Source organism: Gilvirhabdus luticola (genome assembly GCF_040117515.1).
Lineage (GTDB): Bacteria > Bacteroidota > Bacteroidia > Flavobacteriales > Flavobacteriaceae > Gilvirhabdus > Gilvirhabdus luticola.
In genome coordinates, this window is the sequence record NZ_JBEEEN010000004.1 from 226,587 (window position 1) to 244,221 (window position 17,635).

Below are 17,635 nucleotides of genomic sequence, written 5' to 3' on the forward strand. Positions count from 1 at the left end.
TGAAAAATTATTATAGTTCATCATTAAATTGTTTCATACAATTATAAATTCGGCACAATAAATGATTATTATTGCGTTATAAACAACAAATTTATTTTATGAATCGTATTACGATTGCCCTTATTTTCTTTTTGTCATGTTTTGTAAATGCACAAAATAATGCCATTGGAACAAATGAAAAGCTTGTATTTACTGCTTCCTATAATATGTCTGGAATTCTTAACAATTTGGCTGAAGTTAGGATGGAAACTAGCGAAGTCAAAACTTCAAAAACAACACTTTTAAGGCTGAAATGTACAGCTAGCACCTACAGTAAATGGGATCATTTTTTTAAGATTAGAGATTTGTATGAAAGCTATGTAAGTCCGATCAGTTTAAAACCATACTTGTATAAAAGAGACATTAATGAAGGTAGCTATTACAAGGCCATGAAGTACACATACGACCATAAGACCAATACCATTAAAACTTTACAGCAAAAGAAGAAAAAGGATGGTAGTCTTTGGGGTGAAAATAAAACCATTACTGTTCAGTCTAAAACAAAAGATATAGTTTCTACATTATATTTCATTAGAACTTTAGATTATAATAATATGTCTGTTGGCAAGTCCAATGAACTAATCATTGTTTTTGACAGAGAAGAAGTTAAAGCACACATAACCTATTTAGGCAAGGAAACCATATCTACCGTTTTGGGTAAATTACCTTGTTACAAATTAAGTATCAGTACCAACAAAGTAGATGTTTTGAAAGGTACTAATAGTAATATTATCTGGCTAACCGCAGATGCAAACAAAATACCTGTATTTGCAACTTTTAAGATTGCTGTGGGCAACGGAGAATTAAAATTAAAATCTGCATCAGGTTTAAGAAATTAAAATTAGTATGAGAAAACTTTTTATCACTTTAGGACTAATTACTGCAATACTAGCCGTTATATTGTCTGTATTGCCATTATCTAATTTATCGTTTATTCCTGCGATATTCGCCTTAATATTAGGTGTTGTTGCGTTGTTCGTATCCAACAAGAGTGGTGCATCAAAAAAGATAATACAATATATATTTTTACTCACCATCATTTCATTGGTTTTTGCCACCTACAAATCTATTTTTAGTGAATCAGAAGTTGTTAATACAAAAGAGTTACAGGAAAAAGAAGTGGAATCTGAACAAGAAGCCATTGACGAACTCGAAGAATTAAATATTGAAGCCGAAGATTTAGAAGATATAAATTTAGACGAGTAAGATTTTCGTTAAACTATTTTTTAAATATATTTGAACCTTAATTATTTAGGGATGAAAATATTTTGTGTATTGTCTGCATTTGCTTTAGTCGGTTCTTGTGCAACAACCAAGTATAGTACAAAAATTGAAAACTTAAAAAGTTCTATTCATTTAAGCGATAGTGTAACTGTAACTAAATACGCCAATACTATTACTGCAGAAGAATTAAGCAACAACCTTTACTCATTTTCATCTATTGAGTTTCAAGGGAGAAAGACTGGAGAATTTGGACAAAAAAAAGCTTCGGAATTTATAAAATCCTTCTACCAAAAAGAAAATATAAATTCTCCTTTTGGAGGTGACGACTATTTTCAAGACATACCGAAATCTTATTTCCCTGATGATATTAAAAGTGGATCTGAAAACGTCCTGGCATATATTGAAGGCACAGAAAAACCCAATGAAGTCATAATTATATCTGCACATTTGGATCATTTGGGGATTGAGGACAATAAAATCTATGTTGGAGCAGATGACAATGGCTCTGGTACAGTAGCGGTTTTAGAAATGGCACAAGCCTTTAAAATTGCTAAAGAAGAAGGTTTTGGTCCCAAAAGAAGCATTTTATTTTTGCACGTCACAGCCGAAGAAATTGGTCTTCAAGGTTCTCAATATTATTCAGAAAATCCAGTTTTTAAATTAGAGAATACTGTTGTAGATCTTAATATTGATATGATAGGTCGTGTAGACTCTTCGCACAGAGATAATCCAGATTATATCTATTTAATTGGTGCGGATAGGTTAAGCACCGAATTACACTACATTTCAGAAAAAATAAATAATACTTACTTTGATTTAGATATTGATTATAGATATAATAAAGAAACCGATAGAGCAAAAATATACTTTAGATCAGACCATTACAATTTTGCAAAACATAATATTCCTGTTATATTTTATTTTAATGGTGAACATGAAGATTACCATCAGGTTACAGATACTCCCAATAAGATTAATTATAAACTATTAGAAAAACGAACACGATTTATTTTTGTAACCGCATGGCAATTGGCCAATCAAGACAATCGGATACGAGCTGACAAAGCTAGTTAAGTGTTAGTTTTTAACTCAAAAAGACAAATGAAAAGAGTACTGATTTTAATTCAATTATTGGCTTTAACTCTATATAATTGTGGCGTATCGCCTAAAAGCACATCAGCATCAGACTTAAATTCAATTAATGATTCATTAGTTATAAAATTTGCAAACACAATTACAGCTTTTGAACTAAAAGAAGCTTTATACGCTTATGCTTCTGATGAATTTGAAGGCAGGAGAACTGGACAACCTGGGCAAAAAAAGGCTGTTGAGTATCTTAAAAATTTTTACGTTTCTCAAGGTATTTCAGCATTATTAGATGATAACGACTATTTTCAAGAAGTGCCGAAAACCTATCTCGGGAAAGGATTAGAAGATTCAGAAAATGTTCTGGCGTATATTGAAGGCAGTGAAAAACCTAACGAGTTTATTGTGATTTCTGCGCATCTAGATCATGAAGGTATAAAAAATGGAGACATCTATAATGGTGCTGATGATGATGGTTCTGGGACTGTTTCAATTCTTGAAATTGCAGAGGCCTTTAAAAAAGCAGTTAACGATGGTTACAGACCTAAACGTTCAATATTGTTTTTACACGTTACAGCAGAAGAAGAAGGACTTTTAGGTTCTCAATATTTTACAGATGTTGACCCAGTGGTTCCCTTAAAAAACATAGTTGCAAATCTGAATATAGACATGATTGGTAGAAGAGACATTAAACACAATGAAGATGGGAACTATATCTATTTGATTGGATCAAATAAATTGAGTGCCGAATTGCATCAATTATCGGAAGACATAAATACTAAATATGTTGGTCTTGAATTAGACTATACTTATAATAGTGTTAGCGATCCTAATCGCTACTTCTACAGATCTGATCATTATAATTTTGCAAAGCACAACATACCGGTCATATTTTATTTTAGTGGTAATCATGCCGATTATCATAAACCAACAGATACACCTGAAAAAATTGAATATGACCTTTTAGAAAAAAGAACAAAGCTAATTTTTTACACGGCTTGGGAGTTAGCCACTAGAGAGAATAGAATTACAATAGGTCTTTAGTCTCATCATTTAAAAACAAAAAAAGCTTCCCGATAAGAGAAGCTTATATTTTTGGGTGGAAGATCGGTCTCGAACCGACGACCTCCTGAACCACAATCAGGCGCTCTAACCAACTGAGCTACAACCACCATTTTACACATTTTACAATGCGACTGCAAATGTAAATTATTTAGTATTTACAACAAAAACTTTTTTTGTTATTATTTTAAATTAAAAAGGCTGTCAACTGCAATGTATCTTTCCGCAGTAAAACCTTCACCGTACTCCGAACCTATTAATCGTCCGAGATCTCTTGCTCTGTACGCAATACTTTCTTCAAAATTTTTGCTTGATATTGGAGTTTCTGGTCCATTGCTGTCTGGATTATAAAATTGCGTTTTGTATGCCAGAACAGCTTGGATTTTTGATTGAATAAATTCGGAAATATCTACAACAACATCCGGTTCCAAATTTTTCCACTGAATGTAGTGATAAACATGTTTTGGTCTCCAAGGTTCCTGCCAACCGTCTTCATCTTCAGTTTTTGTGTCAATCTTCAATAAACCACTTAAAAAGCAGGCATCACTAACCAAAGAACTTCCCTTACCATGATCAATGTGTCTATCGGTTACAGCATTGCACAACACAATTTCCGGTCGATACTTACGAATCATTTTGATAAGTTCAATTTGGTGATACTTATCATTTACAAAGAATCCATCGGCAAACTCCATATTTTGTCTTATTGCAACTCCCAATATTTTTGCAGCTTCTGTAGCTTCAGCATCTCTAGATTCAGGTGTGCCTCGAGTACCTAACTCACCCCGTGTTAAATCTATTATACCTACTATTTTTCCTTTGGAAATTTCTTTAGCTATGGTTCCGCCACAGCCCAACTCTACATCATCGGGATGAGCTCCAAATGCCAATATATCTAATTTCATAAATGTATATGTTCTTTTTTAAGTGCATTTTTAATTCTTTTGTCATCATAGAAAGGTAATTTGTTTATATAAAGTTATGAAAAAAGTAATTGAATGAAACAAATTACACTTGTATCAGTTTCCAGTGTCCTCGTTTAAACCAAATAATTGCAATAATAGCAATTAAAACTTCTGCCAATGTAATGGCCCAAAACACGCCTGATGGTCCAAAATCTAAAGTAATTGCCATGATGTATGCAAATGGAAGCTGCAATAACCAAAAGCAAACAAAATTAATATACGTTGGTGTTTTTGTATCTCCTGCTCCATTAAACGAATTAATAACTACCATACCATATCCATAAAAAATGTATCCTGCTGCAATAATACGTAAGCACAAGCTACCATATTTAACAACGTCTGGTGTGTCATTAAAAAGCACTATGATTTGAGGTGCAAAAACGAGATAAATTATGGATACAAATCCCATAAAAATAGCACTGTATTTTCCTGTTTTCCAAACCGACCGTTCTGCTCTATCTGGTTTTTGAGCTCCTAAATTCTGACCAACCAAGGTTGCTGCGGCATTACTCATACCCCAAGCTGGCATTATTGTAAACATCATCACACGAATGGCAATGGTGTAACCTGCCAATACTTCACTACCAAATTCGCTCATGATTCTCATCAGGAAAACCCAACTTGAAGTTCCTATTAAAAACTGCCCTATACCTCCTAGAGATATTCTTATAAGGTTCAGCATAATACCAAATCGTAAGACCAAATCTTTAATTTTAATCTTTATTTTACCATAACCATAAAACAGAATACCTAATTGGAACATAACGGCACTACCTCTTCCTATTGTTGTTGCAATTGCTGCTCCTTCAACTCCATATGCTGGCACTGGGCCAAAACCAAAAATGAAAATTGGATCTAAAATAATGTTTAACCCATTAGATAAGATAAGCGTCCACATGGCAATTGAAGCATTTCCAGCACCACGGAAAATCGCATTGATTAAGAATAGCAACATTATAGTTACGTTACCACCCATAAGTACTTGAGTATAGCCATAACCTTCTTCAATGAGGTCGCTCTCTCCGCCCATAAGTTGTAGTATTTCTTTAGGATATATAATGCCAATAGCACTAACAACTGCAGCTGTTAAAATTCCTAAAAAAATGACTTGAACTGCTGCTTTTGAAGCTCCATCAATATCCTTTTCGCCAACACGTCTTGCAACGACTGCAGTTGCTGCCATACTTAATCCAATAGCCACAGCATAAACCAGAGTTATAACTGATTCTGTCAAGCCGATTGTTGCTACGGCATTTACACTCACTTGGGATACATACATGATATCTACAATTGCAAAAATAGATTCCATAAGCATTTCCAATATCATTGGAACAGATAACATAAAAACCGCTTTGCGAATACTACCTGACGTATATTCTTGATCTTTGCCAGAAACGGCAATTTTAAAATATTGAAATATTTGTTTTATTGAAATTGATTGTTTTGAATGCATTATTTTTTTAAGTAAGAAAAGAAACATAACCAAAAGACGATAAGTCTTTAGCAATTTTTTATTCGGAAGAAACCCGATATAACCGAAAGTGGACCTTAAACAATCATAAACTACAAAGATGTAGAAAATAATTGATTATCACAAAAACTGGTCATATTTATGACTTAATCCAATCGATAATAGACTCATCTATTGGAAGGGTTTTTGGTGAAACTACACGAACGACTTCTCCATTTTCATTGATGAGATATTTTTGAAAATTCCAATCTACTTCAGAGTCTTGAAATCCATTCCTGTCTTTTTTAGTTAAAAAATGATACACATCATGCATATCGTCTCCCTTAACCGAAATCTTGCTCATCATAGGAAAAGTAACACCATAATTTTGTTTACAAAAAGTAGCAATCTGCTCATTAGAGCCAGGTTCTTGGCTACCAAAATTATTGGCAGGAAAACCAACTATAGTGAAATTTTGGTCACCAAATACCTCGTAAAGTTCCTGCAGATTTTCATATTGAGGTGTTAAACCACATTCGCTTGCTGTATTAACCACCATGATTTTTTTTCCTTTTAAAGATGCAAAATCAAAATCATTGCCAGACAAATCCTTTACTGTAAACTGATAAATGTTTTCTTTTTTCATTTGATCTTCAATTGAATTTATTATCTCATCTTTAGTAATAGACTCTACAACATCTTCTGAGATTTGACTCTCAAGTTTATGTTTGCAACTAAAACTAGTAACTAATAGAAGAATTGCAATTATTCGTTTCATAGATTAAAGATAGGATAAAAGTCAAAACATCTACCAATTTGTTTGTTTGTCATTATAAGCATCATCAATAATACTTTGCACAACTTCAGGGTTTAATAATGTACTTGTATCACCTAAATTGCTCGTATCTTTATGTGCTATTTTACGCAAAATTCGTCTCATGATTTTACCTGAACGAGTCTTCGGCAAGCCTTCTGTAAACTGAATTTTGTCCAGTTTGGCAATTGGGCCAATATGTTCGGTGATGATTTGATTTATTTCTTTACGCACATTATCTTGATTTCTAGATTCTCCTGTGTCTTTTAAAGTGATATAACCATAAAGAGCATTTCCCTTAACATCATGCGGATAACCTACAATAGCAGACTCCGCAACTGCTGGATGCTCGTTAATAGCATCTTCTATTGGAGCTGTACCTAGATTATGGCCTGAGACAATAATGACATCGTCTACTCTGCCAGTTATACGATAATACCCAACTTCATCTCTCAAAGCACCATCACCAGTAAAGTACATGTCTTTATAAGCCGAAAAATAAGTGTCTTTATAGCGTTGGTGGTTTCCCCAAATGGTTCTTGCCATAGAAGGCCATGGAAACTTGATACACAAACGCCCATCAACTTGATTGCCTTTAATTTCCTCTCCATTTTCATCCATCAAGGCAGGTTGTATTCCTGGGAATGGCAAAGTTGCATAGGTTGGCTTCGTTGGTGTCACATAAGGTATTGGGCATATCATAATACCTCCAGTTTCGGTTTGCCACCAAGAATCTATTATAGGGCTTTTACGTTTACCAATATTATCGTTATACCAATGCCAGGCTTCTTCATTAATTGGTTCTCCTACAGAACCCAAAACTGTTAACGAAGACAAATCTATATTATCAATAAAATCAAGACTTTGCTTTGCTAAAGCTCGTATAGCTGTTGGAGCAGTATAAAACTGATTTACTTTATGTTTTTCTACAATTTGCCAAAAACGACTAAAGTCTGGATAACTAGGGACGCCTTCAAACATTACCGTAGTTGCACCATTGGCTAATGGGCCATAAACAATGTAACTATGTCCAGTAATCCAACCTATATCTGCGGTACACCAATACACATCATTTTCTCTATATTGAAACGCATTTTTAAAACTATATGCTGTGTAAACCATATATCCTGCTGTGGTATGTACCATGCCTTTAGGTTTACCTGTAGAACCTGATGTATACAAGATAAATAGAGGATCTTCTGAATCCATAGTTTCTGCTTCACAGCATGTAGAAGCCTCATCCAAAAGAGGTTGTAACCATTTGTCTCTACCTTCTTTCATTTGAATATCTGAATGAATTCGTTTGGCGACTAGAACCGTTTCAACGCCAGAACAATCTTCTAATGCATTATCAACAATACCTTTTAAATCGATAGTTTTATTACCTCTGTAAGATCCATCACATGTAATGACCATTTTACAATCACTATCATTAATTCTAGTTGCAAGAGCTGTTGATGAAAAACCAGCAAAAACAACAGAATGGATAGCACCAATTCTTGCACATGCCAAAAGAGAAATTGCTAATTCTGGAATCATGGGTACATAAATGCATACGCGATCACCTTTTTTTATGCCTTGCTCTTTTAGAACGTTGGCAAACTTATTAACACGTTCGTGTAACTGCTTGTAAGTAATATGTTCTGTAGGTTCATTCGGATCATTAGGTTCAAATAGAATGGCTGTCTTATCTCCTCTTGTTGGTAAATGCCTATCTATGCAATTATCTGTGATATTAAGCTTTGCTCCTTCAAACCATTTAATTTCAGGTTTTGAAAAATTCCAGCTTAAAACCTTATCCCATTTTTTTCGCCACATAAAATGCTCGATGGCAATTTCCTCCCAAAAGGTTTCTGGTTCTCTTACAGATTTACGATAAACTTGATAATATTCTTCAAGATGTTTGATATGATAGTTACTCATTGAATAATAGAATTAACAAATAAATTAATGGTCACCTAAATTAATAAAATAATGCCAAAAGCATGCATTTTTTTCTACCGATGACTTCAAATTGTCGACCGAAAAAAGTTTAATCAATATTTGTGTATTATTGCATCTTCTGCTCCACTTGGTATCCTAATGTTTTCAACGATTTCTTGAACCTCTTCTGGTGGTGGTGGTGTAAATTTCATGATAGTAATAGAAACTGCGAAGTTTAAGACCATAGCCACAGTTCCAAACCCTTCTGGTGATATACCAAACCACCATTCACTTTTATCCGGAAGGACATCATCAAACCATCCTAATTTATATTTAATCATGTACAACAGCATTGAAGATATACCAACGATCATTCCTGCGATTGCTCCTTCTTTGTTCATGCGTTTATAGAAGATTCCTAGTATTATAGCCGGGAAAAAAGAAGCTGCTGCTAAACCAAATGCCAATGCTACAACTGCTGCAACAAAACCAGGTGGATTGATGCCAAAATAACCTGCAACACAGACAGCACCTACAGCCGAAAGTCTTGCAGCGATCAATTCTCCCTTTTCAGAAATCATTGGATTGAAGACTTTCTTTATTAAATCATGAGAAACAGATGAAGATATTACGAGTAATAAACCTGCTGCAGTAGATAATGCGGCTGCCAATCCTCCGGCAGCCACTAATGCAATCACCCAATTCGGTAAATTAGCAATTTCTGGGTTGGCCAAAACCATTATATCTCTGTCAACAATCAATTCATTCTTTTTATGGTCAGCAACATATTGAATATTTCCATCATTATTTTTATCAGTAAATGAAATTAAGCCTGTGGTTTCCCATTTTGTAAACCATTCTGGAACTTCAGCGTACGGTTTATTAGACACCGTTTCTATCATGTTAGTCCTCGCAAAAACTGCTACTGCAGGGGCTGTAGTATATAATACTACTATGAGCAACAACGCGATACCCGCAGATTTACGAGCATCCCGAACACGCTTTACAGTAAAAAATCGAACTATCACATGAGGTAAACCAGCAGTTCCAACCATTAATGCCAACGTAATAGAAAACACATCAATCATAGATTTAGAACCACTTGTATATTCAGCAAATCCTAATTCTGTACTTAAACCATCGAGTTTATCTAGAAGATATGTTCCAGATCCATCTGCTAATTGGTCTCCAAATCCTAATTGAGGGATTGGGTTTCCAGTCATTTGAATTGAAATAAAAATGGCAGGTACCATAAACGCGAAAATTAACACACAATATTGAGCCACTTGCGTATATGTTATTCCTTTCATGCCTCCTAAAACAGCATAAAATAAAACAATGAGCATTCCTATAATGACTCCAGTATTAATATTGACTTCAAGAAATCGAGAGAAAACAATTCCAACACCTCGCATTTGTCCAGCAACGTAGGTAAACGATACTAGTAAAGCACAAAATACAGCGACAATTCTTGCAGCATTAGAATAGTAACGATCGCCTATGAAATCTGGCACTGTAAATTTGCCAAACTTACGCAAGTATGGTGCCAACAATAATGCCAGTAACACATAACCTCCTGTCCATCCCATTAAATAAACAGCTCCGTCATAACCAGCAAAAGAAATAATACCAGCCATCGAAATAAATGATGCTGCACTCATCCAATCTGCTGCAGTTGCCATTCCGTTAGCCCAAGGCGAAACGCCTCCACCAGCAACATAGAATTCTTTTGTTGAGCTCGCTCTAGACCAAATAGCTATTCCTATGTACAACGAAAATGTTAAACCAACTAGAATATAAGTCCAATTTTGAACACCAATACCATCTAGCACTAATAAATTAGTTATCATAGCCATACTTTTTATCGAGCTTGTTCATCAGTCGAACATATACAAAAATGAGAATCACAAATACATACATGGAACCTTGTTGTGCAAACCAAAAACCAAGTTTAAAACCGCCCATTTTTATATTATTTAAAGCATCCTTAAAAAGAATACCAGCTCCATAAGAAACCAAAAACCAAATGGCTAATAAAATTAAAACGTACCTGATATTTTCTTTCCAATATGCAGTCGCTTTTTGTTGATTATTCATAATTGTTTATGCTTATTAAAATATATCTTAATTTCTTTTACGACTCTAGGCGCTAACAAAATGGTCGCAATCATAGTTGGAAAAGCCATCAAAGCAAAAACCCCATCAATAAAATTAATCATCATTTCGAAAGAAGTAGTTGCAGCCAAAATAATACTCAAGATATAAAAATAGTTATAGTAATGTTTATTATGAGCCCCAAAAACAAAGGACATACACTTTGTACCATAATAAGAATATGAGAATAGTGAAGAAATACTGAATACACATACACAAATCATCAGAAGGTATGATCCAATTTCTGGAAATGCATTATTAAAAGCAGAAGCCGTTAATGTAACACCATTATTTGAAGTGGTTTCCCAAACACCAGTCACTAATATTGCCAAAGCCGTAAGTGTGCAAACTATTAAAGTATCTATTGCTGGACCTAACATAGCAACCAAGCCTTCTCTTATGGGTTCATCGGTTTTTGCAGCACCATGTGCCATTGGTGCAGTACCAATTCCTGCTTCGTTTGAAAAAGCTCCACGACGAACACCTAATAATACCAAAGCTCCTAACACACCTCCTAAAAAAGGCTCTCCAGAAAAGTTTTCAGCGGCAAAGGCATCTGTAAAAATTAAAACAAAATACTTTGGAACAACTTCATAGTTAATTCCCAAAATAATGAGGACTAAACCAAAATATAAAAGTACCATTGAAGGCACTAATTTGGAAGCTATATTACTAATTCGTTGTAGACCTCCTAAAATAACTATTGATGTAACTAACACTAAAATTATTGCAATAGTAAGATTTGATGAAAAACTAACTTCCATACCATTCGGAATCAAAATGATATCATTAATTGCTTGTTTTAATTGATTCACGTTTACAACTGGCAAAGCTCCCAACATTCCAAAGAGACTAAACATTACAGCCAAAGGTTTCCAGTTCTTGCCCAATCCTTCTACAATAAAGTACATGGGTCCGCCTTGTAATTGTCCATCACTATCTTTACCTCTAAACAAAACTGCCAAAGTGCAAGTAAAGAACTTTGTAGACATACCAACAATAGCACTTATCCACATCCAGAAAATAGCACCAGGTCCTCCAACTGCAATAGCAAGAGCAACACCTGCTATATTTCCCATTCCAATTGTAGAAGATAAAGCTGTGGTTAACGCTTTAAAATGACTAATTTCTCCAGGATCATTAGGGTCATCATATTTTCCTCTTAAAACCTGAATCGCATGAGTAAAATATCTAAATGGTAAAAATCTTGATAGAACAAGTAAATATAAACCTCCACCAATCAATAGTATCAATAACGGTAAGCCCCAAGCAAAAGATGCAAAGTTTTCAATAAGTTGGTTTAGTTGCTCCATTTTAATTCTCAATAAATGTATGTAAAGTAATAGAACTGACAAAAATCATAGTATACTTAAATTTCGTAAGCTATTTTTAATGAATTAAACATATTGTCATGGGAAATTTAAAAAGAGATAAAAGTACTTGGGCTATTGGTGGTGGTACAATGCTAGGTGTTGGTATTGGATTAATTTTTTTGCAAACTTCAGCTCTTTGGTTTATTGGTTCTATAATTGCTGGTATAGGTTTGGGTTTAGTGATAACCTCAATACTTTCAAAGAAACAAATAGATTGATCATCATTATGTGATTATTATGTCTTTAGAATAATTGAAATCTAAATCAAATATTAAAAGGAACTGTACGACATATTTTTTGACATAAAATTTTGAGTTTTATGATTCAATTCTTCAAAACCATTCGAAAACAATTGATTTCCAAACATAAAATACATAAGTATTTACTTTATGCTATTGGTGAAATTATTCTTGTTGTAATCGGAATTTTAATAGCTTTAAAAATTAACAATTGGAATAATTTAAAATTAAAAAAACAAGACGAAATAGAAATCTATAAAAATATTAAAGTCCAAATCACTCAAAATCTTAAAGAAATTAAACAAACTAAAGAAATTAATAACTTCTATTTCAATAAATATCAATATGGCAATAAACTTATTGCTTATCAAGACTTGAGCAAAATGGATACGCTCGCTCTAATTACTATGAATCTTTCTCAATATTCTGATTTTCATGGCAATGGTAATGTTTATGAAACACTTGTAAATAGTGGAGATATTAAGTTATTAAAGAATCCAATAATTCTATCAAAACTGCAAAATCTTGAAGCCACTTATAGTTATGTTAATAAGCTTGAAGACATACATTGGGAAATAATCATACAAGAATTATCCCCTGAATTAAGAGGTGTTATCAACTATTCAACTATGCAGGTTGTAAAACCAGATAAATTATTTTCAATTGAATTACAAAATATATTCATTGAAAGCATTTTCTTGACAAAGGGTAAAGATTCAATTTATAATCGAACAATCAATGAGATAAATCTTATTAATAATTTGATTGAAGACGAACTCAAAAAGTTGAACTAAAAATATTGTATAACTTTTTTTACAATAAGTTGGACATTTTTAGTATTTTTGTTTTAAATCATATAAATGAAAGTACTTGTTACAGGGGCTACTGGATATATTGGGAAACGTTTAGTGCCTTTATTGTTGAACGATGGTCACGAAATAATATTTAGTGTTAGAGATAAATTAAGAGTAGATAGAATTTATAAAGACGAAGAGAATATTTCTATTTCTGAAAACGACTTTTTAAAACCAGAAACTCTAAATTCAATTCCAAAAGATATTGATGTAGCCTTTTATTTAATACACTCTATGTCTAATACTTCAAACAATTTTAAAAATTTAGAAGAAAAGTGTGCCGAAAATTTTAAAGAATATTTAGAATCAACCAATGTTAAACAAGTAATTTATCTGAGTGGCATTACGAATGATAAAAATTTATCTAAACATTTACAATCTAGAAAAAGGGTTGAAGAGGTTTTAAGGTCCAATATTTATGCGACTACAGTTTTTAAAGCAGGTATTATAGTAGGATCAGGTAGCTCTTCATTTGAAATCATAAGAGATTTGGTAGAAAAATTACCATTTATGATCGCTCCAAAATGGCTAAACACTAAAACCCAGCCACTTGCAGTAAGAGATGTTCTTTCATATTTATTAAAAAGTATAGGAAATGAAAAATTATATAACAATTCCTATGATATTTTTGGACCAGAGATCCTAACTTACAAACAAATGTTACTTCAATTTGCTGAAGTAAGAAATCTAAAACGATATATCCTAACTGTTCCTATTATGACACCCAAATTATCTTCATATTGGTTGTATTTTGTAACCTCAACTTCATATAAACTGGCAACCAACTTGGTGGAGAGCATGGGTGTTGAAATTATTGGAAAACCTAGTAAAATTAACACGTTATTAAATATTACTCCAGTTACTTACAAGATGGCTGTAAAGTTGGCATTTGAAAAAATTGAACAAAATAGTATCATATCTAGCTGGAAAGATTCCATGATAAGTAGTGGACGTTTGAAAAATAATCTTCACAAATATATTAATGTACCAACTTTTGGATGCTTTAAAGATTATAAAGAAGCACTAGTGAAAAACCCAGATAAAACACTGAACAAAATCTGGTCCATTGGAGGTGAAACTGGTTGGTATTATGGAACTTTCTTATGGAGAATTAGGGGTTATATAGATAAACTTGTTGGAGGCATTGGGTTAAGAAGAGGTAGGACAAATCCAACCGAACTATTTGCCGGTGATGCATTAGATTTTTGGCGTGTAATTTTTGCAGATAAATCTAAAAAAAGACTCTTACTTTATGCAGAAATGCGCTTACCTGGAGAAGCATGGTTAGAATTTAAAATCGAAGATAATATACTAAAGCAAACAGCTACATTTAGGCCAAAAGGTTTGGCAGGAAGATTTTATTGGTATAGTGTCTTACCTTTTCATGGATTTATTTTTAAGGGCCTAATAAATAACCTTTCTAAATAGGGTTTAAGGTTTATAACAACAGTACATTTAATCTAAATTGTTAATTTTTGTCTAATTTATTTCATTTAAAGTTAGACATTTTGTATATTTGTACGTAAATAAGTAGATTTTGATTTTAGACACAACACATTATAATAAAGATTACAAAGTTATTATTGAGGATTTAATAGGAAAATCATTTTCATTTTTTGAATCTATTAAAATGAAAGGTATAGGTTCCAAACGAATGATCATTGAAGATGTGAGCCCCAATTTAAATTTATTTATAAATTCTGTATCAGATATAAATTATGCGAATATAGAATTACGCCCCGATGGTATTATTATTCATATAAATAAAGGACATAAAAATTATTCATGGATAATTCCCTATTATCAATTAGTGATTTATAAAACTAATGGTACCAGTATACATGCCCAAGGAAAATACATTCATTTTTTAAACAACAAAATGTTAAAAGAGAACAGAATGTTTTTTAAAAAACTATTAGAAAACAAAATAAAAAATGATTTTAAATATGATGTCTACAACTTTCAAAACACAAAATAATCAAAGTATTGACAGAATAATAGAAATGGCTTGGGAAGATAGAACGCCTTTTGAAGCTATTTCATATCAATTTGGAGTTTCAGAACAACAAGTTATAGATCTCATGAGAAAGAATCTAAAAAGAAGTAGTTTCATATTATGGCGAAAAAGAGTCCAAGGTAGAATTACAAAACATCAAAAATTGAGATCCTTTAAAATAGGCCGTTTTAAATGTTCAAGACAAAAACCAATATCAAAAAACTCTATCTCTAAACGATAACATTGCTTTGAATTAAGATTTATATACTTAAAATCAGCAAATTAAAAAGACAACTATGAAAACAGAAATTTTAAATACAAAAAAGAAAAGTGGTCACAAAATTAATGGTTTTTCCCATGAAGATATAGGAAATGACCACCTCTATACGAGTTTAGAAACTCCTCTTCGGTCTGATGCTTTTTTAATGTCAGATTCAGAAAAAAAAGAAAAGATAGAACTACTTTTTGAAGAAATAATGAGTGTCATGGGTTTAGATTTGACTGATGACTCGCTCAAAGGAACTCCAAAACGTGTGGCAAAAATGTATATTGAAGAAATCTTTTCGGGTCTAAATCCTGCTAACAAACCCAAAATAGCTCTGTTTGATAATAAATATAATTACAATCAAATGTTGGTAGAAAAAAACATTACATTTTATTCCAACTGTGAGCATCACTTTGTACCTATTATTGGGAAAGCTCATTTAGCCTATATTTCTTCAGGTAAAGTTATTGGACTTTCAAAATTAAATAGAATTGTACAATATTATGCAAAGCGTCCACAAGTACAGGAGCGTTTAACAAACCAAATTGCTGATGAGCTAAAAAGTGTTTTAGAAACTCAAGACGTTGCTGTAATTATTGACGCAAAACATTTATGTGTATCTTCCCGAGGTATTAAAGATGACACCTCGACCACAATATCAGCATATTATGGTGGAGTGTTTAATACTCCCCAGAAAATAGCCGAACTACAAAATTATTTAAAACAATAAATTATGGATGTTGTTAAAAAAGCATTAAAGTTTGAAAAAGAAAAGAGACAATCATTATCTACAAGTGATCGTATTAGGATTTCTCGAGAAGCTAAAAAATTAATATTAGCTCTAAATGAGATTTATAAAAAGAAGAATGACGATAAAATAATGGATATCATGAAACGCTTAACTACTATTAAAAGAAAAGTTGAAAAACGATTGAAAGGTAGACCATTAACAGCTTAAAAAATGAAAACATATATAATTGTTGGAGGCAGTAAAGGTATTGGTAAAGCACTTTCTACATTATTACTAGAAAATCATAAGGTTATAAATATTAGTAGAAGTAAACCAGATATAAATCATCGAAATCTTAAACATTTCTCTTGTGATGTTATTCAAGACAGTTTGCCTGAAATTGAAACTGCAGATGGATTAATCTATTGTCCTGGAAGTATTAATTTAAAACCCATTTCCAGATTAAGTCTTGATGATTTTAAAGACGATTTCGAAATTAATGTTCTAGGTGCTGTCAAAGTGATTCAAAAATATTTATCAACACTTAAAAATGGTAATACACCATCAATTCTATTATTTAGTTCAGTAGCTTCAAAATTAGGCATGCCTTTTCATGCTAGCATTGCTACTGCAAAATCTGGTATTGAGGGTCTTGTAAAATCTTTAGCCGCAGAATTGGCGCCAAATATTAGAATAAATGCCATTGCTCCCACAGTTACAGACACCGAATTGGCATCAAAATTATTACGAAATGATCAAATGATAAAAAATATTACTGAACGGCACCCATTAAAAAAATTCCTGCAACCAAAAGAAGTTGCCCAAATGGCGGACTTTTTACTTTCTGAAAAATGCTCCTCAATTACTGGTCAAATTTTTGAAATGGATTGCGGTATTGTAACGCTTAAACTCTAACTTATGAAATTTTTAACCTTAACTTTTATTATGTTATCACTTTTTACAAAAGAAAAATCAGAAGAAACACCTTCAGAGTCTATTTACGATATTAAATTAAAGGCTCTGAATGGGGATATCATAGACCTTTATGATTATAGAGGAAAGTATATTTTATTTGTAAATGTTGCTTCAGAATGTGGATTTACTGGACAGTATGAAGATTTACAAAAACTATATGACAAACACAAAGACAAACTTATGATTATAGGTGCTCCTTGCAATCAGTTCGGAGGTCAAGAACCAGGAACAGCAACAGAAATACAAACATTTTGCAAAATAAACTATGGTGTTACTTTTCTGTTAACGGAGAAGTTAGATGTCAAAGGTGAAAATCAGCATCCTTTATACCAATGGTTAACCAATAAGTCAAAAAATGGCATATCAAATTCTACCGTAAAATGGAATTTTCAGAAATACCTGATCAATACAAATGGAGAACTTATTGATTATTACTATTCCATTACAAACCCTTTAAGTAGTAAAATTTTAAAACATTTAAATTAA

General features: G+C 32.5%; 20 protein-coding genes and 1 tRNA gene. 13 read left to right on the forward strand and 8 right to left on the reverse strand.

The annotated features are described in order from the left end of the window. Positions 1–98: 98 nt before the first annotated feature. Genes AAFP94_RS09245 through AAFP94_RS09260 form a run of 4 tightly spaced genes read left to right on the forward strand, consistent with a single transcriptional unit; the run spans position 99 to position 3,393 of the window. Entirely contained in the window at positions 99–878 is a 780-nt protein-coding gene (locus AAFP94_RS09245; RefSeq protein WP_316662341.1) for a DUF3108 domain-containing protein, read from the forward strand. A gap of 7 nt (positions 879–885) precedes the next feature. Then, entirely contained in the window at positions 886–1,245 is a 360-nt protein-coding gene (locus tag AAFP94_RS09250; protein WP_316662342.1) for an FUSC family protein, read from the forward strand. Between the two features lie 51 nt (positions 1,246–1,296). After that, positions 1,297–2,337 (forward strand): M20/M25/M40 family metallo-hydrolase, encoded by a 1,041-nt coding sequence (locus AAFP94_RS09255; RefSeq protein ID WP_316662344.1) that lies wholly within the window; start codon positions 1,297–1,299, stop codon positions 2,335–2,337. A 27-nt stretch (positions 2,338–2,364) separates the two neighbouring features. Next, on the forward strand, positions 2,365–3,393 hold the full coding sequence (locus AAFP94_RS09260) for a M28 family metallopeptidase (RefSeq protein WP_316662345.1): 1,029 nt from the start codon (positions 2,365–2,367) through the stop codon (positions 3,391–3,393). A 53-nt stretch (positions 3,394–3,446) separates the two neighbouring features. Here the strand turns inward: AAFP94_RS09260 and AAFP94_RS09265 are convergent. The 8 genes from AAFP94_RS09265 to AAFP94_RS09300 form a co-directional block, all read right to left on the reverse strand. Continuing rightward, positions 3,447–3,522: transfer RNA gene (locus AAFP94_RS09265), tRNA-His, on the reverse strand. Between the two features lie 71 nt (positions 3,523–3,593). Further along, positions 3,594–4,316 carry a bacillithiol biosynthesis deacetylase BshB1 gene (bshB1, locus tag AAFP94_RS09270; RefSeq protein ID WP_316662346.1) on the reverse strand — a complete coding sequence of 241 codons (723 nt, stop codon included), beginning with the start codon at positions 4,314–4,316 and terminating at the stop codon, positions 3,594–3,596. Positions 4,317–4,419: 103 nt separating this feature from the next. Beyond that, a complete protein-coding gene (locus AAFP94_RS09275; protein ID WP_316662348.1) occupies positions 4,420–5,829 on the reverse strand; it encodes an MATE family efflux transporter in 1,410 nt (469 codons plus the stop codon). A 157-nt stretch (positions 5,830–5,986) separates the two neighbouring features. Then, on the reverse strand, positions 5,987–6,604 hold the full coding sequence (locus AAFP94_RS09280) for a glutathione peroxidase (protein ID WP_316662349.1): 618 nt from the start codon (positions 6,602–6,604) through the stop codon (positions 5,987–5,989). A 30-nt stretch (positions 6,605–6,634) separates the two neighbouring features. Continuing rightward, positions 6,635–8,563, reverse strand: coding sequence for an acetate--CoA ligase (gene acs, locus AAFP94_RS09285; protein WP_316662350.1), 1,929 nt, complete (start codon positions 8,561–8,563; stop codon positions 6,635–6,637). 113 nt (positions 8,564–8,676) lie between these two features. Continuing rightward, positions 8,677–10,413 (reverse strand): sodium:solute symporter family protein, encoded by a 1,737-nt coding sequence (locus tag AAFP94_RS09290; RefSeq protein WP_409628454.1) that lies wholly within the window; start codon positions 10,411–10,413, stop codon positions 8,677–8,679. Then, positions 10,403–10,660, reverse strand: coding sequence for a DUF4212 domain-containing protein (locus tag AAFP94_RS09295; protein ID WP_316662351.1), 258 nt, complete (start codon positions 10,658–10,660; stop codon positions 10,403–10,405). Before AAFP94_RS09295 ends, AAFP94_RS09290 begins: the two co-directional genes overlap by 11 nt. Beyond that, positions 10,657–12,030, reverse strand: a complete 1,374-nt coding sequence (locus AAFP94_RS09300) for an alanine/glycine:cation symporter family protein (RefSeq protein ID WP_316662352.1) — start codon at positions 12,028–12,030, stop codon at positions 10,657–10,659. The genes AAFP94_RS09295 and AAFP94_RS09300 overlap by 4 nt, the downstream gene beginning before the upstream one ends. A 98-nt stretch (positions 12,031–12,128) precedes the next feature. On the opposite strand from AAFP94_RS09300, the gene AAFP94_RS09305 reads away from it, so the two are divergent. From AAFP94_RS09305 to AAFP94_RS09345, 9 genes are all read left to right on the forward strand, one after another. Continuing rightward, complete coding sequence (locus AAFP94_RS09305; protein ID WP_316662353.1) at positions 12,129–12,308, forward strand: hypothetical protein; 180 nt, start codon at positions 12,129–12,131, stop codon at positions 12,306–12,308. A gap of 101 nt (positions 12,309–12,409) precedes the next feature. After that, the gene (locus AAFP94_RS09310; RefSeq protein ID WP_316662354.1) at positions 12,410–13,123 is read left to right on the forward strand and encodes a DUF6090 family protein; all 714 of its coding nucleotides are present in this window, start codon (positions 12,410–12,412) and stop codon (positions 13,121–13,123) included. A 66-nt stretch (positions 13,124–13,189) separates the two neighbouring features. Further along, positions 13,190–14,611 carry an SDR family oxidoreductase gene (locus AAFP94_RS09315; RefSeq protein ID WP_316662356.1) on the forward strand — a complete coding sequence of 474 codons (1,422 nt, stop codon included), beginning with the start codon at positions 13,190–13,192 and terminating at the stop codon, positions 14,609–14,611. A gap of 109 nt (positions 14,612–14,720) precedes the next feature. Further along, positions 14,721–15,161: a hypothetical protein gene (locus AAFP94_RS09320; RefSeq protein ID WP_316662357.1), complete on the forward strand. Its 441-nt coding sequence runs from the start codon at positions 14,721–14,723 to the stop codon at positions 15,159–15,161. After that, positions 15,130–15,420: a TIGR03643 family protein gene (locus AAFP94_RS09325; RefSeq protein WP_316662358.1), complete on the forward strand. Its 291-nt coding sequence runs from the start codon at positions 15,130–15,132 to the stop codon at positions 15,418–15,420. The genes AAFP94_RS09320 and AAFP94_RS09325 overlap by 32 nt, the downstream gene beginning before the upstream one ends. 55 nt (positions 15,421–15,475) lie before the next feature. Beyond that, on the forward strand, positions 15,476–16,174 hold the full coding sequence (folE, locus tag AAFP94_RS09330; RefSeq protein WP_316662361.1) for a GTP cyclohydrolase I FolE: 699 nt from the start codon (positions 15,476–15,478) through the stop codon (positions 16,172–16,174). A gap of 3 nt (positions 16,175–16,177) precedes the next feature. Then, positions 16,178–16,402 carry a hypothetical protein gene (locus AAFP94_RS09335; protein ID WP_316662363.1) on the forward strand — a complete coding sequence of 75 codons (225 nt, stop codon included), beginning with the start codon at positions 16,178–16,180 and terminating at the stop codon, positions 16,400–16,402. A 3-nt stretch (positions 16,403–16,405) separates the two neighbouring features. After that, positions 16,406–17,089, forward strand: a complete 684-nt coding sequence (locus AAFP94_RS09340; RefSeq protein ID WP_316662365.1) for an SDR family NAD(P)-dependent oxidoreductase — start codon at positions 16,406–16,408, stop codon at positions 17,087–17,089. A 30-nt stretch (positions 17,090–17,119) separates the two neighbouring features. Continuing rightward, entirely contained in the window at positions 17,120–17,635 is a 516-nt protein-coding gene (locus AAFP94_RS09345; protein ID WP_316662393.1) for a glutathione peroxidase, read from the forward strand.

Bases quoted from the DNA above. Each gene is read 5' to 3' on its own strand.
- AAFP94_RS09260 (WP_316662345.1), top strand. From the start codon at position 2,365: ATGAAAAGAGTACTGATTTTAATTCAATTATTGGCTTTAACTCTATAT.
- AAFP94_RS09325 (WP_316662358.1), top strand. From the start codon at position 15,130: ATGATGTCTACAACTTTCAAAACACAAAATAATCAAAGTATTGACAGA.
- AAFP94_RS09250 (WP_316662342.1), top strand. From the start codon at position 886: ATGAGAAAACTTTTTATCACTTTAGGACTAATTACTGCAATACTAGCC.
- AAFP94_RS09340 (WP_316662365.1), top strand. From the start codon at position 16,406: ATGAAAACATATATAATTGTTGGAGGCAGTAAAGGTATTGGTAAAGCA.
- AAFP94_RS09315 (WP_316662356.1), top strand. From the start codon at position 13,190: ATGAAAGTACTTGTTACAGGGGCTACTGGATATATTGGGAAACGTTTA.
- AAFP94_RS09310 (WP_316662354.1), top strand. From the start codon at position 12,410: ATGATTCAATTCTTCAAAACCATTCGAAAACAATTGATTTCCAAACAT.
- AAFP94_RS09245 (WP_316662341.1), top strand. From the start codon at position 99: ATGAATCGTATTACGATTGCCCTTATTTTCTTTTTGTCATGTTTTGTA.
- AAFP94_RS09290 (WP_409628454.1), bottom strand. From the start codon at position 10,413: ATGATAACTAATTTATTAGTGCTAGATGGTATTGGTGTTCAAAATTGG.
- AAFP94_RS09280 (WP_316662349.1), bottom strand. From the start codon at position 6,604: ATGAAACGAATAATTGCAATTCTTCTATTAGTTACTAGTTTTAGTTGC.
- AAFP94_RS09255 (WP_316662344.1), top strand. From the start codon at position 1,297: ATGAAAATATTTTGTGTATTGTCTGCATTTGCTTTAGTCGGTTCTTGT.
- AAFP94_RS09335 (WP_316662363.1), top strand. From the start codon at position 16,178: ATGGATGTTGTTAAAAAAGCATTAAAGTTTGAAAAAGAAAAGAGACAA.
- AAFP94_RS09305 (WP_316662353.1), top strand. From the start codon at position 12,129: ATGGGAAATTTAAAAAGAGATAAAAGTACTTGGGCTATTGGTGGTGGT.
- folE (WP_316662361.1), top strand. From the start codon at position 15,476: ATGAAAACAGAAATTTTAAATACAAAAAAGAAAAGTGGTCACAAAATT.
- AAFP94_RS09345 (WP_316662393.1), top strand. From the start codon at position 17,120: ATGTTATCACTTTTTACAAAAGAAAAATCAGAAGAAACACCTTCAGAG.
- bshB1 (WP_316662346.1), bottom strand. From the start codon at position 4,316: ATGAAATTAGATATATTGGCATTTGGAGCTCATCCCGATGATGTAGAG.
- AAFP94_RS09300 (WP_316662352.1), bottom strand. From the start codon at position 12,030: ATGGAGCAACTAAACCAACTTATTGAAAACTTTGCATCTTTTGCTTGG.
- acs (WP_316662350.1), bottom strand. From the start codon at position 8,563: ATGAGTAACTATCATATCAAACATCTTGAAGAATATTATCAAGTTTAT.
- AAFP94_RS09275 (WP_316662348.1), bottom strand. From the start codon at position 5,829: ATGCATTCAAAACAATCAATTTCAATAAAACAAATATTTCAATATTTT.
- AAFP94_RS09295 (WP_316662351.1), bottom strand. From the start codon at position 10,660: ATGAATAATCAACAAAAAGCGACTGCATATTGGAAAGAAAATATCAGG.